The sequence below is a fragment of the Streptomyces sp. NPDC047981 genome, from assembly GCF_040653315.1.
Lineage (GTDB): Bacteria > Actinomycetota > Actinomycetes > Streptomycetales > Streptomycetaceae > Streptomyces.
Window position 1 is genome coordinate 40,455 of the sequence record NZ_JBEZNQ010000012.1, and the last position, 14,118, is coordinate 54,572.

General features: G+C 71.1%; 12 protein-coding genes. All 12 read right to left on the reverse strand.

Features of this window, described 5'->3' with window-relative positions; all coding sequences use genetic code 11:
• Positions 1-56: 56 nt before the first annotated feature.
• Positions 57-1,454 carry an FAD-binding monooxygenase gene (locus tag AB0E14_RS10020; protein WP_362414478.1) on the reverse strand — a complete coding sequence of 466 codons (1,398 nt, stop codon included), beginning with the start codon at positions 1,452-1,454 and terminating at the stop codon, positions 57-59.
• Positions 1,451-2,449 (reverse strand): Gfo/Idh/MocA family oxidoreductase, encoded by a 999-nt coding sequence (locus tag AB0E14_RS10025; protein ID WP_362414480.1) that lies wholly within the window; start codon positions 2,447-2,449, stop codon positions 1,451-1,453. The genes AB0E14_RS10020 and AB0E14_RS10025 overlap by 4 nt, the downstream gene beginning before the upstream one ends.
• A complete protein-coding gene (locus AB0E14_RS10030) occupies positions 2,446-3,834 on the reverse strand; it encodes an NDP-hexose 2,3-dehydratase family protein (protein ID WP_362414482.1) in 1,389 nt (462 codons plus the stop codon). Before AB0E14_RS10030 ends, AB0E14_RS10025 begins: the two co-directional genes overlap by 4 nt.
• Entirely contained in the window at positions 3,831-5,135 is a 1,305-nt protein-coding gene (gene rfbH, locus AB0E14_RS10035; RefSeq protein WP_362414484.1) for a lipopolysaccharide biosynthesis protein RfbH, read from the reverse strand. The genes AB0E14_RS10030 and rfbH overlap by 4 nt, the downstream gene beginning before the upstream one ends.
• A gap of 31 nt (positions 5,136-5,166) precedes the next feature.
• Complete coding sequence (locus AB0E14_RS10040) at positions 5,167-6,105, reverse strand: NAD(P)-dependent oxidoreductase (protein ID WP_362414486.1); 939 nt, start codon at positions 6,103-6,105, stop codon at positions 5,167-5,169.
• On the reverse strand, positions 6,102-7,082 hold the full coding sequence (gene rfbB, locus AB0E14_RS10045; RefSeq protein WP_362414488.1) for a dTDP-glucose 4,6-dehydratase: 981 nt from the start codon (positions 7,080-7,082) through the stop codon (positions 6,102-6,104). The genes AB0E14_RS10040 and rfbB overlap by 4 nt, the downstream gene beginning before the upstream one ends.
• Complete coding sequence (locus tag AB0E14_RS10050; RefSeq protein ID WP_362414490.1) at positions 7,079-8,146, reverse strand: glucose-1-phosphate thymidylyltransferase; 1,068 nt, start codon at positions 8,144-8,146, stop codon at positions 7,079-7,081. Before AB0E14_RS10050 ends, rfbB begins: the two co-directional genes overlap by 4 nt.
• Before the next feature lie 2 nt (positions 8,147-8,148).
• Positions 8,149-8,757, reverse strand: coding sequence for a dTDP-4-dehydrorhamnose 3,5-epimerase family protein (locus AB0E14_RS10055; protein ID WP_362414492.1), 609 nt, complete (start codon positions 8,755-8,757; stop codon positions 8,149-8,151).
• 14 nt (positions 8,758-8,771) lie between these two features.
• Positions 8,772-10,088: a nucleotide disphospho-sugar-binding domain-containing protein gene (locus AB0E14_RS10060; protein WP_362414494.1), complete on the reverse strand. Its 1,317-nt coding sequence runs from the start codon at positions 10,086-10,088 to the stop codon at positions 8,772-8,774.
• A 180-nt stretch (positions 10,089-10,268) separates the two neighbouring features.
• Positions 10,269-11,237, reverse strand: coding sequence for an NAD(P)-binding domain-containing protein (locus AB0E14_RS10065; RefSeq protein WP_362414496.1), 969 nt, complete (start codon positions 11,235-11,237; stop codon positions 10,269-10,271).
• 79 nt (positions 11,238-11,316) lie between these two features.
• Positions 11,317-12,777, reverse strand: a complete 1,461-nt coding sequence (locus AB0E14_RS10070) for an NAD(P)/FAD-dependent oxidoreductase (RefSeq protein ID WP_362414498.1) — start codon at positions 12,775-12,777, stop codon at positions 11,317-11,319.
• A 125-nt stretch (positions 12,778-12,902) separates the two neighbouring features.
• Positions 12,903-14,081 (reverse strand): acyl-CoA dehydrogenase family protein, encoded by a 1,179-nt coding sequence (locus AB0E14_RS10075; protein WP_362414501.1) that lies wholly within the window; start codon positions 14,079-14,081, stop codon positions 12,903-12,905.
• Positions 14,082-14,118 lie beyond the last annotated feature (37 nt).

Consider the following 14,118-nt stretch of genomic DNA (forward strand, 5'->3'; position numbering starts at 1 on the left):
GAGGAGGCCCCGCACCGCCTGGCGGTGCGGGGCCTCCTCCGTCCGTCGGGGCCGGGTCAGACGCGCCCGTGGCGCAGCACCCGGAGCAGCATGCCGGGGCGCATCAGCGACTCCGGGCCGCTCATGAGGGAGACCACCCTGATGAAGGCCTCCGCGACCTTCGCGTCCCGGGTCGCGGCCCTCTGGACCAGGGCCACATAGGCGTGCGCGACCCGGATCTTGAGGGTGCGTGCGCCCTCGACGCCGGGGAAGGCGAGGTCGTTCAGGTTCATCGCCTCCCAGGACGGGTCGACGGCGTCGCGGGCGAGGTCGCGGAAGAAGGCGCGGGCCCGGAGCGGTGTGCCGCGCCGCAGGTGCCGGCGGAGGGTGAGCGCGCCCAGGGCGGCGACGGTCATGCCCTGCGCGTACGTCGGGTTGAAGCTGCACACGCCGTCGCCCACCACGAGCAGGCCCGCGGGGAACCGGTCCATGTGCTCGTACCGGCGCCGCAGGCTGACCGGGAAGCGGTACGCGACCGGCTCGTCCAGCGGCTCCGCCGACTGGGCGAACTCGGCCACGTCCGGGACCGCCAGGGACTTGAGGTAGCCGTCGAAGCCCTCGGGGTCGGTGGGCGGGTGGTCGCCGAGGATGCCGTACGTGGTGAGGACGTACCGGTCGCCCTCGATCCGCGTGCAGACCGCGCCGCGCGGCAGGTCGGCCGAGGCGACGACGACGAGCGTGCGGCCGTCGTGGGTGGAGCCCGGCCGGGTGCGGTAGTGGCGGGTCGCGTATCCGAGGCCGATCCTGGCCCGCTGCTCGGGCACCTTCGGGTAGCCGAACTCCTCCAGCCACACCGGGGTGCGCGAGCCCCGGCCGGTGGCGTCCACCACCAGGTCGGCCGGCAGCCCGCCCGGCTCGCCACCGGCCTCCTCGCTGTCGGTCGCCCCTGTGCCGGTCGACCCTGCGCCGGCCGCCCCTGCGCCGGTCGCTCCGCCGTGGGGCTGGATCCGGACGCCGACGATCCGGGTCCGGTCCGGTGTCGTGTCGAGGCCGACGACGTCGTGGCGCTGCAGGAACGTCACGTTCGGCAGCGCCTCGACCCGGTCCCGGACGTACCGCTCGAGGAAGGGCCGCCCGGCGGCGACGGTCGCCATCGAGCTGGGGGCCTTGCGCAGCCGCCGCCCCTCGAAGTGCCAGTGCGCGTCGTTCACGGTGTCCTGGAGCTGGGCTCCCCGTGCGACCGTCTCCTCGGTGAAGCCGGGGAACAGCTCCTCGATGATCTCCCCGCCCCGGGGCTGCAGCCCGTGCACGTGGTGGCCCTGCGGCACTCCCCTGCGCGGCTCGCCCACCCCGGTCAGCTCGTCCCGGTCCACCACGGTCACCCGGGTGAAGGAGTCGGCGAGGACTCGGGCGGTCAGCAGCCCCGACATGCCCGCGCCCAGCACCACGGCGTGGTCTCCGACCTGGCCGGTCATCGCTCGGTCCCTTCCCCGGGGGCCGCGAGCCCGCGTACGGCGTCCAGCAGGGCGGCCTGGCGCAGGATCGCGGCGTCCGGCGGGGCCTGGGTCCGTACGGCGGTGACGAAGGCCGCGACGGTGTTCGCCACCTGGTCGTCCGGGGCCAGGACCACCTCCCGTACGCCGTCCGTGTTCTCCAGGCGGAGCACCGGACGGTGGTCGGCGGGCGGGGTGAAGGCGCGGTCGACGGTGATCCGGCCGGTGGAGCCCCAGAGTTCGTAGCTGTTGCGGTAGGCGTGGTCCAGGCCGAAGGTCAGCTGGGCGCCGACCCCGCGGCCGTCGCGCAGCAGCGCCGCGCCCGCCGTGTCCACGGCGAAGCCGGTGCCGCGGGCGAGGTGGGCGCCGGCGACCTCCAGGTCCGGGCCGAGCAGGTGGAGCGCGGCCCGCACCGGGTAGACACCGGTGTCGGTCAGGGCGCCGCCGCCGAGCTCGGGGCGGTAGCGGATGTCCTCCGCGGCCAGCCGGGGCACGGTGAACGCGGCCTGGAAGGCACGGAGTTCCCCGATGGCCCCGTCGGCGAGGAGCTTCCGTACCGCCGCGTGCTGCGCGTGGTGGACGAACATGACGTTCTCCATCAGCGCGAGGCCCCGCTCCCGCGCCAGCGCGGTGAGCTTCCGGGAGTCGGGCAGGGAGAGCGAGAGCGGCTTCTCGGCGAGCACGTGCTTGTCGGCGAGCAGGGCGCGTTCCACCCAGGTCGCGTGCAGCGAGGCCGGGAGCGGTACGTAGACGGCCCGTACCTCGTCGTCGGCCAGGGCCGACTCGTAGCCGGTGGCCGCCCGGCAGCCGAACCGGTCGGCGAGTTCCTTCGCGCGGTCGGCGCTGCGGCCGGCCACGACGGTGATCTCGACGTCCGGTGAGGCGGCGAAGGCGGGCAGCATGCGACGCCGGGCGATGTCCGCGCAGCCGAGGACGGCGATGCGTACGGGATCGGGGCGCGCGGCGGTCGTGCTCACAGGCGCACGCACCCGGAGGTGAGGAGGGAGAGCAGGGTGCGCGCCTGCACGTTGACGTAGTGGCCGTGCCGGACCAGGGAGGTCAGCTGGCCGGGCGTGACCCAGTGGTAGCCGGCGGGCGGGTCGGTGGTCGCCGTCTCCTCGTCGGCGTCGACGAAGAGGTAGCGGCTCTCGGCGTTGAGGAAGCGGCCGCCCTCCTCGGAGTGCACCGCCTCGTAGCGGACCCGCGACGGATCGGCGCCGAGCACGGCATCGAGGTACGGAGGCCAGCCGGAACCGGCCAGGTGGGCGTAGTTGTCCGGGGTGTACTGGACGGTCGGGCCGAGCTCCACGGTGTCCAGGAAGCCGCCCTCCACGCGCGCGTGCGCGAGGACGTGCGGGACACCGTCCACGCGCCGGGTGAGGAAGGCGGTGACGCCCAGGCCGACGGGCTCGAAGAGCGGCTGTGTCCAGCCGGTGACCTCCCGGTTGTCGGCGGCCACGGAGACGGCGACGACCTGGAAGTAGCCGCCGCCGGCGTGCTCGATGGCCATGTCGCCGCGCTTCCACTCGGCGACGTCCCGCAGCGGGATGCGCTCGGTGGTGACCTGGTGGCGGGAGCGTTCGGCGGTGAACCACGACAATAGTTCGGTGTCCGACCGCAGCGCGCCGGGCTCGTCGTGCGCGACCGGGGCACAGGCGAGGACGGTCCGCGCGTCCATGTTCACCACGTTGTCCGCGTGCAGGAGTTCGCCGATCTGGCCGAGGGTGAGCCAGCAGAAGTCCTCGTCGACGGGGACGGCCCGGTCCGTCTCGACGATCATGTTCCGGTTGGACTTCTGGTGGAACCACGAGCCGTGCTCGGACTGGAGCGTGTCGGCGAGCACCCGGCGCCCGGCGGAGGGGCGGATGAAGTGGTCGATGTACTTCACGTCCGCGCCCTGGTGGGCCTTGGTGTAGTTGGACCGGGTGGCCTGGACGGTGGGTGAGAGCTGGAGCAGGTTCCGGTTGCCCGGTTCCATCTTGGCCTGCATCAGGAAGTGCAGGACGCCGTCGAACTCCTTCGCCAGGATGCCGAGGATGCCGACCTCGGGCTGTTTGATGATCGGCTGCTGCCAGTCGCGGAAGGGCCCCTCGTCCCGGGTGACACGCAGCCCCTCGACGGTGAAGAACCGTCCGCTGCGGTGCACGAGGTTGCCGGTGTCCGGGGCGAACGACCAGCCGTCGAGATCGGCGAAGGGTATGCGGTCGACCCTGAAGCGGTGTGCCAGGCCCCGGCCGCGGAGCCAGTCGGCGAAGTCACTGGTGCGCAGGAACGCACCGGAGTCCTTGGCGGCGGCGGAGCGGGCGAGGCGGGTCGCGACCGAGTCGTCCTCGCGCGGCCGCAGCACGGTGGGTGCGCTCACGTGTGGGACCCCACGAATTCCTTGATGGAGGCGATGACGTACTGGAGCATTTCCTCGGTGAGGCCCGGGTAGACGCCGATCCAGAACGTCTGGTCGGTGATGAGGTCGCTGTTGGTGAGGTCGCCGACGACGCGGTGCGGCTGGTCGACGTAGGCGGGCTGGCGCGTCAGGTTGCCGGCGAAGAGGCGTCGCGTGCCGATCTTGCGCCCTTCGAGGAAGTCCACCAGGGCGGCCCGGCTGAACGGGGCGTCCGGCTGGACGGTGATGACGAAGCCGAACCAGCTCGGGTCGGAGCGCGGAGTGGCCTCCGGCAGCAGCAGGTGCGGCACGTCCGCCAGGCCGTCGCGGAGCAGACGCCAGTTGCGCCGGCGCGCCGCGCAGAAGTCGTCGAGCTTGGCCAGCTGGGTCAGGCCGAGGGCCGCCTGGAGGTCGGTCGCCTTCAGGTTGTAACCCACGTGCGAGAAGATGTACTTGTGGTCGTACCCCTTGGGGAGGTTGCCCAGCTGGTACTCGAACCGCTTGAGGCAGGTGTTGTTCTTGCCCGGCTCGCACCAGCAGTCCCGGCCCCAGTCGCGCAGCGACTCCACCACGCGCGCCAGCTGGAGGTTGGACGTGAGGACGCAGCCGCCCTCGCCCATGGTCAGGTGGTGCGCGGGGTAGAAGCTGACCGTGGTCAGATCGCCGAAGCTGCCGGTCAGCTTGCCGTCGTAGAGCGTGCCCACCGCGTCGCAGTTGTCCTCGACGAAGAACAGGTCGTGGTCCTTGGCGAGTTGGGCGACCTCGGCGACCTCGAAGGGGTTGCCGAGGGCGTGGGCGATCATGATGGCCCGGGTCTTCGGCCCGATCGCCTGCTCCACCCGGGCCGCCGTGGTGTTGTACGTGCCCAGTTCGACGTCGATGAAGACGGGCACGAGGTTGTTCTGCACGATCGGGTTGACGGTGGTGGGGAAGCCGGCCGCGACCGTGATGACCTCGTCGCCCGGCTTCAGCCGCCGCTCGCCCATGACGTGCGAGGTCAGCGCGGTCAGCGCCAGCAGGTTCGCCGAGGAACCGGAGTTGGTCAGGTGCGCCTTGCGCCGCCCCAGCTTCCGGGCGAACGCCGACTCGAACTTGCGGGAGCTGGGCCCCGCGGCGATCCGCATCTCCAGGGCGGCCTCGACGAGCGCGGCCCGGTCCTCCTCGTCGAGGACGGCGCCCGAGGGCCAGATCTCGGTGACCCCGGGCACGAACGGGCCGGCGGGGTGGACGTCGTGGTGGTACTTCCGGGCGTATTCCAGGACCAGCGCCTTGTGATCGCTCATGTCCGACTTCCTCTTCTTCCTCGAATGGGCTTCAGCGGCTCTGGAGCAGATCGCGCAGCGACGTGTCCAGGTCACGGGCCGGTTTCCAGCCCAGTACGCGGTGTGCCTTGGCCGTGTCGAGCCGCTGCCACTCGACGTCGGCCCGGCCGGTCGCGCCGGGCGCGGCCGGCTGCTCGACGACCGGCACGGCGAGGCCGCTGAGCGCGACCAGGCGGTCGACGAGCAGCCGGGCCCGCACCGCCTCGCCCGTGCCGATGTTGATCACCTGGCCGCGCACCGCCCCGCGCGGGGCGTCGGCGGCCGCGACGACGGCGTCGGCCACGTCCCGTACGTCGACGAAGTCCCGCTCGGCGCGCAGCGGTCCGTACCGCAGCTCGGACAGGGCGCCGGAGGCGACGTCGACCAGCTGGTCGGCCACGGTCCGCAGCAGGCTGCCGACCGGCGCCCCCGGCCCGGAGACGTTGGCGACGCGCAGCACCACGCCGTCCAGGTCCGAGGCGGCGCAGGCCGCGAGGACCGCTTCGGTGGCACGCAGTTTGCTGCGCCCGTACGGGGTGACGGGCGCGGCGGGGTGGTCCTCCGCCGTGCCGGCCCCGGGCGTGCCGGGGCCGTACTCGTGGACGGAGCCGAGCTGGATCAGTCGGGGCGGCGCGTCCTGGGCCAGGACGGCGGCGACGAGCCGCTCGACGAGTTCGGCGTTGCCCCGGACCATGTCCTCCTCGGTCGCCCGCCAGGCCCGGCCCGCGGCGTTGACCACGACGGCGGCCCGTTCGGCGGCGAGCAGTCCGGCGAACCGGCGCTGCCCGTCGTCGGCGGTCAGGTCGACGCCCGCGCCGCCCTCCGTCCCGGAGCGCTCGGGGGCGGCCCCCGCCGTCCTGGAGACGGAGACGACCCGGCGACCGGTCGCGCGCAGGGCGGCGACGACGTGCCGGCCCAGGAAGCCGGTGCCGCCGAGGACGACCGCCGTCACGCGGCGGCCTGCTCGTGCTTGATCGACTTCCACCAGCCGGGGTTGTCCCGGTACCAGGCGACGGTGGACCGCAGGCCCTCCTCGAAGGAGATGTGCGGCGTGTACCCCAGCTCCTCGCGGATCTTGGACTCGTCGATCGAGTAGCGCAGGTCGTGGCCCTTGCGGTCGGCGACCCAGCGGATCATCGACGCGTCCGCGCCGCACAGTTCCAGGAGCCGGTCGGTGATCTGCCGGTTGGTCTGCTCGTTGCCGCCGCCGATGTTGTAGATCTCGCCGGCGCGTCCGAGCGTGAGCACGGTGTGGATGGCCCGGCAGTGGTCGTCGACGTGCAGCCACTCGCGGATGTTGCCGCCGTCGCCGTACAGCGGGACGGTCTCGCCCGCGAGGAGGTTGGTGATGAACAGCGGGATGAGCTTCTCCGGGTGCTGGTACGGCCCGTAGTTGTTGGAGCACCGGGTGATCGACAGGTCCAGGCCGTGGGTGCGCACATAGGAACGGGCGACGAGGTCGGAGCCCGCCTTCGACGCCGCGTAGGGGGTGTTGGGCTCCAGCGGCCATGTCTCGGTCCAGGAACCCTCGGCGATCGAGCCGTACACCTCGTCGGTGGAGACGTGCACCACCCGCTCGATGCCGGTGCGCAGGCAGGCCTCCAGGACGCTCTGCGTGCCGCCGACGTTGGTACGGACGAAGTCGGCGGCCGCCTCGATGGAGCGGTCGACGTGCGACTCGGCCGCGAAGTGGACCACGGCGTCGTGACCGGGCAACAGGTCGAGCAGGAGCGGCAGGTCGCAGATGTCACCGCGGACGAAGTCGAGCCGCGGATGGTCCGTGGGCAGGTTGCTCAGGTGGCCGGCGTAGGTGAGCTTGTCCAGGACGGTGACGCGGGTGTCCTCGTAGCCCGGGTAGCCGCCCGCCAGCAGGGTGCGCACGTAGTGCGAGCCGATGAAGCCGGCACCTCCGGTGACCAGGATCCTCATGCCGCGACCTCTATCCGTGTGTGATCGCCCACCACGAGCCGGTGGTGGGACTCCTCGTGCTCGCTGGGTCCGATGACCGCGGAGCGCCCGATCAACGAACCGTGCAGGCCGGGCACCCGCGAGATCGAGGCGTCGTCCATCACGATCGAGTCGGCGAGCCGGGTGGCGCGCAGGACGCAGCCGCGCCCGACGGCGGTGTACGGGCCGATCTGGGAGTCCTCGACGAGCGTGCCGGCGCCGATGACGACCGGGCCCTCGATGCGCGAGCGCACCACGCGGGCGCCCGCCTCGACGGTGACCTGGCCGATCAGCTCGCTGGCCCCGTCGACGTCACCGAAGACACCGGGCTCCCGGTCGGCGAGCAGCTTGCGGTTGCACGCGAGGACGTCGTCGACCCGCCCGGTGTCCTTCCAGTACCCGTCGTACTCGCTGGCCCGGACGTCGGCACCGGAGCTGACCAGCCACTGGATGGCGTCGGTGATCTCCAGCTCGCCGCGGGCGCTCGGGGCGATGGAGTCCACCGCCTCGTGGATGGCGGGCGTGAAGAAGTAGACCCCGATCAGCGCCAGATCGCTCCGCGGCTCCTTGGGTTTCTCCACCAGCCGGCGGACCGCGCCGTTCTCGTCGAGCTCCGCGACGCCGAAGGCTGTCGGGTCGGGCACCTTGTGCACCACGACCTGGGCTGCGGGCCGGTTCGCCGCGAACGCGTCGGCGATCTCCTGGATGCCGTCGGGCAGCATGTTGTCCCCGAGGTACATCACGAAGTCGTCGTCGCCGAGGAAGGGGCGGGCCAGGGCCACGCAGTGGGCGAGGCCGAGCGGCCGCTCCTGCGGTATGTAGGTGATGCGGCAGCCGAACCGGGAACCGTCCCCGACGGTCTCGGCGATCTCCTCGCCCCAGTCACCCACGATGACGCCGATCTCGGTCACCCCGAGCGCGGCCACGTTTTCCAGGACGTGTTCGAGCACGGGTGTGTTGGCGATGGGAATGAGCTGTTTCGGCATGGAATAGCTGAACGGGCGCAGCCGTGTGCCTGCGCCCCCGGACAGTACGAGAGCCTTCATGGTCACGTTCTCCTCGCGGCGGCGGACAGCGCATCCGGACTGGTGTCCTTCCAGTGAGCGAAGGCACCGCGGGAGATCCCGTCGGCGACGCTCATCGCATGCGCATCCTTCTCGGAAATCAACGGTGGTTCCGTGAAACCCCAGGGAAGGTCGAGGTCGGGATCGAGCGGGTCGATGTCGATCTGCGTGCCCGGGACGTGTTCGCTGGAGAGCACATAGCAGATGCAGGCGTCGTCGGTGAGCGTGAGAAATCCGTGGCCGACGCCCTCGGGCACGAAGACGGAATTCCCGGAGTCGGCGTCGAGCACGTTCGAGTCGTACTGGCCGAACGTCGGCGAATCGACGCGCAGATCGACGACGAAATCCCGCAGCGCGCCACGGACGCACGTCACGAACTTCGCCTGACCGGGCGGCCGGGCGACGCTGTGGATGCCCCGGAGCGTATTCCGGCGGGACACCGAGTAGTTGATCTGCCGGGGCGTGAACGGATAGCCGGTCACGTGCTCCAGTTCCTCGGCACGCCATCCTTCGTGGAAGCTCCCGCGTTCGTCACGCAGGGCGTCGGGGGTGACGAGGAACGCTCCGGGCACTCGGGTGGGGGTGATGCGCATGGTCCGTCCCTCCGCTACGTCCGGGCCCGGTGCCGGGCCGTGAGCTTCTCCAGCGTGGGCACGACGTCCGAGGGGGCCGGCACGGCGAGGGCGTCCTGCTGGAGCCGACGGGCGCCCTCGCGGAACGAGGGGTCACGGACCACCCGCAGCAGGCGCGCGCGCATCTCGGCGACGGAGTGCGCGTCCTGGTTGAGGGTCAGCCCCGCGCCGCCCTCCTCGACGTGCCGCGCGAAGTTCCACGCGCTCATGGTGTTGTCGGTGACGGGGGTGTCCGGGCCGCGGTCGGCGAGCGTGATCAGCTGCGGGACACCGTGCGCCAGCGCGGCACCGTGCGTGCCGCTGCCGCCGTGGTGGATCAGCGCGGCGCAGGTCGGCAGCAGGGGGGCGAGCGGTACGTAGGCGTGCGCGTGCACGTTGCCCGGAACCGTGCGCCCCGCGAGCTGATCGTCGTCGAAGGTGGCGAAGACGTCGACGTCCAGGCCGTCCACCGCCGACAGCAGGTTGTCCACCCAGCGCCTCCAACTGCCCGGCGCGAAGGTACGGACCGAGCCCCCCAGGGTCACGGCCACCCTCGGCCGCGTGGGCGGCTCGCGCATCCATGACGGGAGCACTGCCGGACCGGTGTACGGGATCCAGCGCATCGCAACGGTCCGGGCGCGGGTGGACAGCCGCATCGCGGCCGGCATCGGGTCGACGCTCCACTGCCCGAACAACAGCTCCTCGTCGACCTCGACCCCGTGGTGTTCGGCCAGGCCCCGCACCAGAGCCACGAGCGGGCTCCTGGCGCCGGGGCCCAGGTGGGTGTCGATCCGGTCCTGGGCCCAGGCTCCGTAGTCCTGGCCCCACAGCAGCCGCGCGTGGGCCGCACCGGTCAGCCGTGCCGCGATCGCGGCGGAGGGCCAGATGGGGTCCCACAGGACGAGGTCGGGCCGCCAGCGGGCGGTGAAGTCGAGCAGGTGGTCCAGGAGGGCGGGGTGGCCCTGCGGGCTGCTGTGCGCGGGGTGGAACAGGCGCGCGGCCGAGAGCGGAAAGTGACGGAAGGTCTGCCACTGTCGCTGATCGGCCTCGTCGAGCGACAACTCCTTCTCGATGGAGTCGAGTTCTCCCTCGAAGAGTTCGGCGGCTGTCTCCCCGGCTCGCAGTTCGGCCAGGGACGTCGCGGTGAATTCCGTGCCGCCGAGCGACACTCCGTTGAGCCCGATCGCTCGGGCCTTCTCGGCCGTCGTGTGCGGCCCCGCCACTCGCACCTCGTGCCCCGCCGCCTGAAGTGCCGCGGCGAGCGGATAGGTCGGAAAGAGATGCGCCTGCGCGGGCCACACTGCGAACAGCACCCGCATGGGCCTCCCCCGGTCGCTCGTCATATCTGCAAACTAGTCGAGTGGCCGCACCACCGAGTAATCGGTGAGTAATCATCCTGAGGGAAAGAAAGCACAGCGAGAAAAGGGGGCGGCCCGGTGCACCGAATTGGATATCGGTGCACCGGGCCGGCCCCGCCGGAAGGCCGCAGGCGGCTACTTCTTCTTGGCCTTCACCTTCTCGAAGGTGCGGGCGAACGAGTCGTTCCCGTAGCCCTCGCCGACCAGCTCGTCGGCGGCCTTCTTGACCGGCTCGAGCCAGGAGGCGTCGACGCCCAGCTCCTTGCTCGCCTGGATGATGTGACCGAGCGCGAGCTGGTTGGTGCTGACGTTGGAGATCTCGGTCGCGTAGTCGCCCTCGTCGATGACCCGCGCCTGGTCCTGGCTGGCGATGGCGGCCGAGACCACGTACTGCACCCAGGTGTTGATGTAGGGCTGGAACTCCTGGGCGGAGATGCCCGCGGTGTTGACCAGCGCGTGCGCGTGGCCCCAGCCCTGGCCGGCGGCGTACAGGACGGTCAGCAGCGCCAGGTCGAAGATGAGGGGAACCCCCGGGTCCTCGCTGACGTGCACGGAAGCGCCGCCGAGCTCCTTCAGCAGCGACTCGTTGGCGTCGAAGATCTCCTTCTTGCCGCCGTAGAAGAACTGCCCCTGCGGCGTGCCGACGAGCGGCGGGATCGCCATGATCGCACCGTCGAGGTACGCGATGCCGTGGTCGGCGGCCCAGGCGGCCGTCGAACGGGCGTCGTCGGGCGTGCCCGTGGTGAGGTTGACGAGGGTCTTGCCCGACAGCTCCTTGGCCAGCGGGTCGATGAGACCGCGTGTGACCTCGTACGTGGACACGCAGACGATGACGACGTCACTCGCCGCGACCGCGTCGGCGACCGAACCGGCCAGCTTCGCGCCCTCGGAAACAAGCGCGTCGGCCTTTTCGGCGGACCGGTTCCACACGGTGGTCGGGTGACCGTTGCGCAGCAGGGTCGCCGCCAGCGCCTGGCCCATCAGACCGAGGCCGACGACTGATACCGGAGCGTTGTTGTTGGACATTGAGCGGTGTCTCCTTGGGAAATGGGTATCCGGGCGGCATTCATTGAGATGGTAGGCAGCGATTTCACCACCCCTCAAGTACTTACAAAAAGGTAAGTGGTCCGCCCGGAATGGATTTCAGGTCATCCCGCATTGACCGCGGTGGGGCGCACCCGGACTATGCGGCGACCTGCTTGGTCAGTGCAAGGGCCTGCTGCGCCGCCCGGAATCCCGACTCGACCGCACCGTCCACGAAGCCCGCCCAGCCGGTGGCGATGTCGCTGGTGGCGAACGTCAGCCGGCCCACCGGCTGCTGCACCGCGCGGAGCTTCGTGGTGAGCTGGCCCGGCCGGCGGAAGGTCCAGCCGCCCAACGAGAACTCGTCGCGGCCCCAGTGTTGGGCCTTGACCGAGACGACCTCCAGGGTCGGGTCGAGCTCGCGCACCGCGGCCCGCACCTGTTCCAGGTTGTTGCCGTCCAGCGTGGGGTCGGCACTGAACCCCACCGCGATCTGACCGTCCGGCAGGATGTGCTGGGACAGCATCGACACCAGCTTGTAGCCCTCGGGCGCCTGGGCCACGAACCTACCGATGTTCTGGCCGCGCAGTTGCATGTAGATCTTCTGCGCGGACTGGACGGCCATGCCCTCCTTGGACAGGGCGAGGAACTCGCTCGGCAGACCCGCCGAACCGAAGTTGATGTTCTTCCACACGTTCACCGGCAGGGCCACCACGGCGACCTTGGCCGAAATCCGCTGCCCCGCGCGGGTGGTGATCTGCACTCCGGCATTGGTGTTCTCGATGCGCGAGACCGGGGTGCTCAGCTTCAGCCCGGAGAGTCGCGCGTCGTCCAGCATGGCCTGCAGGAGGCCCTTCATACCGGGGGCGGGGCGGTCGACGTTGACCCCCATGAACCCCCCGTAGGTACGCCCGGACAGCGCCCACCAGTGGGCGAGCATGGTGTACGCGCCGTAGGTGCTGCTGCCGCCGGAGTAGCCGCCGGTGATCGCGCTGACCCAGCGGTCGTCCTCCGCGCTGAGCCGCAGCTGGTCGAGTCGGTCGCGCAGGGACAGCTTGTCCGGTTCGATGAGGCCGGCCGCGTTGAAGAACGGCTCGTAGGGGCGCGGGAAGAACCCCTCGGTCCCCTCCATCACCTTGCCGAGCAGCGTCGCCTCCCGGGCGAAGACCTCGTCCGGCGTGTACGTCGCCACGCCCTGCGGAGCCGGGTAGATCGCCCGGTCCATCGGGTCGGTGTCCGAGACGATCGGAATGTTGTAGCGCTGCGCCTCGCGCCAGACGTTGACCTGGATCTCGTCGATCCAGGTGCCGCCGAACTCGACCTGCTTGCCGAGGAACGTACTGGTCCAGGTGCGCCCCCCGATGCGATTGCGCGCCTCGACCAGCAGTGTCCGCAGGCCCTTCGACTGGAGCTCGCGGGCCGCGGTGACACCCGCGAAACCCGCGCCGATCACGATGGCGTCGTAGCCGGTCGCCTCGTCGGCAGCGGCCGGGGACGCGGCCCCGAGTCCGACCGCCCCGGCCCCGGCGACCGCCGCGGAGCCGGCCGCAACCTTGAGCAGCGAGCGCCGCGAGGTGCCCCGGCCCGATATGGAAGCGAGCAAATCCCGTGCAGTATCCATGATTCCTTCCCAGTTCGCCGAAACCCCCGGGCGGGCCACGTCATGGGCCCGGCCTGGGGGTGTCGGATGGTCCGTCGAGTGCCGCCGTCGGGGCGGCGCCGGATGCGCCGCGGACGGCGGTGGATTCAGAGAAGTTCGGTGGCCGGGTCGAGCCCGAGCAGCACACGGCCGTGCACCTCGAGGTTGGTGTGGGGCGCCATCATTCCGTGCAGGGAGAGGCCCATCATGTCCCGGTAGAACCGCTGGAACGGGGCCTTGCGGGCGATGGCGGACGCCCCGCTCACCGAGTGCAGCTCCGCCACGGCCTCCTTGGTGAGCTGCAGGGCGTAGCCGCACTGACCGCGGATCGCGGCGCGCTCCTCCAGGGTGGGCTGCTCACCGGCGTCGGCACGGTCCTGGAGGACCTTGAGGTAGCCGGCGGCGAGCCCCTCGGCCGCGGCGATCTTGTTCGCCGCGGTGGCGACCTTGATCTGGGTCAGCGGGTGCTGCGACTGGTCCTCGTTGTGCGTGTACGCGATCGGGCGGCCCTTGACCTGCCCGACGAACAGTTCGAGGGCGGCCTTCGCCATCCCGATGTACGCGCCCACGGAGGCGGCCATGACCACGCCGACCAGACCGTAGTTCCGGCCGGTGGCCCCGGTGTTGGACCGGTCGCCAGAGGTCCCGTTGACCGCGTCCTCACCGCCGGCCACCCGATGCGCGGGGACGAAGACGTTCTCGGCCGTCACCGTGGAGCTTCCGGTGCCCTGCGCGGCCGTCACGTCCCAGTCGTCGGCGATGGACAGCTCCGACATCGGCACGATCGCGAAGACCTGCTCGTACTGACCGTCCGGGTGCTCCAGAAGCGCTGCCAGCAGGTCCCAGTGGGCGGCGCGACAGCCGGAGTTGAATCGCCAGCTGCCGTTGAGGAGGTAGCCGCCCTCGGTCGGCGTCACCATCCCGCTGGGCGTGAAGCCGCCGGAGATCCGCACCGAAGGCTGGGCGAACACCTCCTCCTGGGTGCGGTCCGGGTAGAGGGTGGCCATCCACCCGCTGGTGACCCAGGCGACCGAGAGCCAGCCGGTCGAGCCGCAGCCTCGTGCGATCTCCGTGAAGATCTCGACCTGGTCGGCCAGCGGCAGATCGAGACCCCCGAAGCGGCGGGGCACGGCGGCCCTGAACACCCCGGCCTTCTCGAGCAGTTCGACGTTCTCCTCCGGGACCCAGCGGCGCTCCTCCGCCGCCAGACCGTTCTCCCTCAGCTTCGGGACGAGGTCCGTCACTGCCTTCAGTACAGCTGCGGTCTCCGTGTCAGCCGCGGTCATCCTGATTCTCCTTGCGGTTGGTGAGGCGGAAAAGCGA

Excerpts from the sequence above, each read along its gene's own strand:
- AB0E14_RS10020 (WP_362414478.1), bottom strand. The coding sequence starts at position 1,454 with ATGACCGGCCAGGTCGGAGACCACGCCGTGGTGCTGGGCGCGGGCATG.
- rfbH (WP_362414484.1), bottom strand. The coding sequence starts at position 5,135 with ATGAGCGATCACAAGGCGCTGGTCCTGGAATACGCCCGGAAGTACCAC.
- rfbB (WP_362414488.1), bottom strand. The coding sequence starts at position 7,082 with ATGAGGATCCTGGTCACCGGAGGTGCCGGCTTCATCGGCTCGCACTAC.
- AB0E14_RS10050 (WP_362414490.1), bottom strand. The coding sequence starts at position 8,146 with ATGAAGGCTCTCGTACTGTCCGGGGGCGCAGGCACACGGCTGCGCCCG.
- AB0E14_RS10055 (WP_362414492.1), bottom strand. The coding sequence starts at position 8,757 with ATGCGCATCACCCCCACCCGAGTGCCCGGAGCGTTCCTCGTCACCCCC.
- AB0E14_RS10070 (WP_362414498.1), bottom strand. The coding sequence starts at position 12,777 with ATGGATACTGCACGGGATTTGCTCGCTTCCATATCGGGCCGGGGCACC.
- AB0E14_RS10075 (WP_362414501.1), bottom strand. The coding sequence starts at position 14,081 with ATGACCGCGGCTGACACGGAGACCGCAGCTGTACTGAAGGCAGTGACG.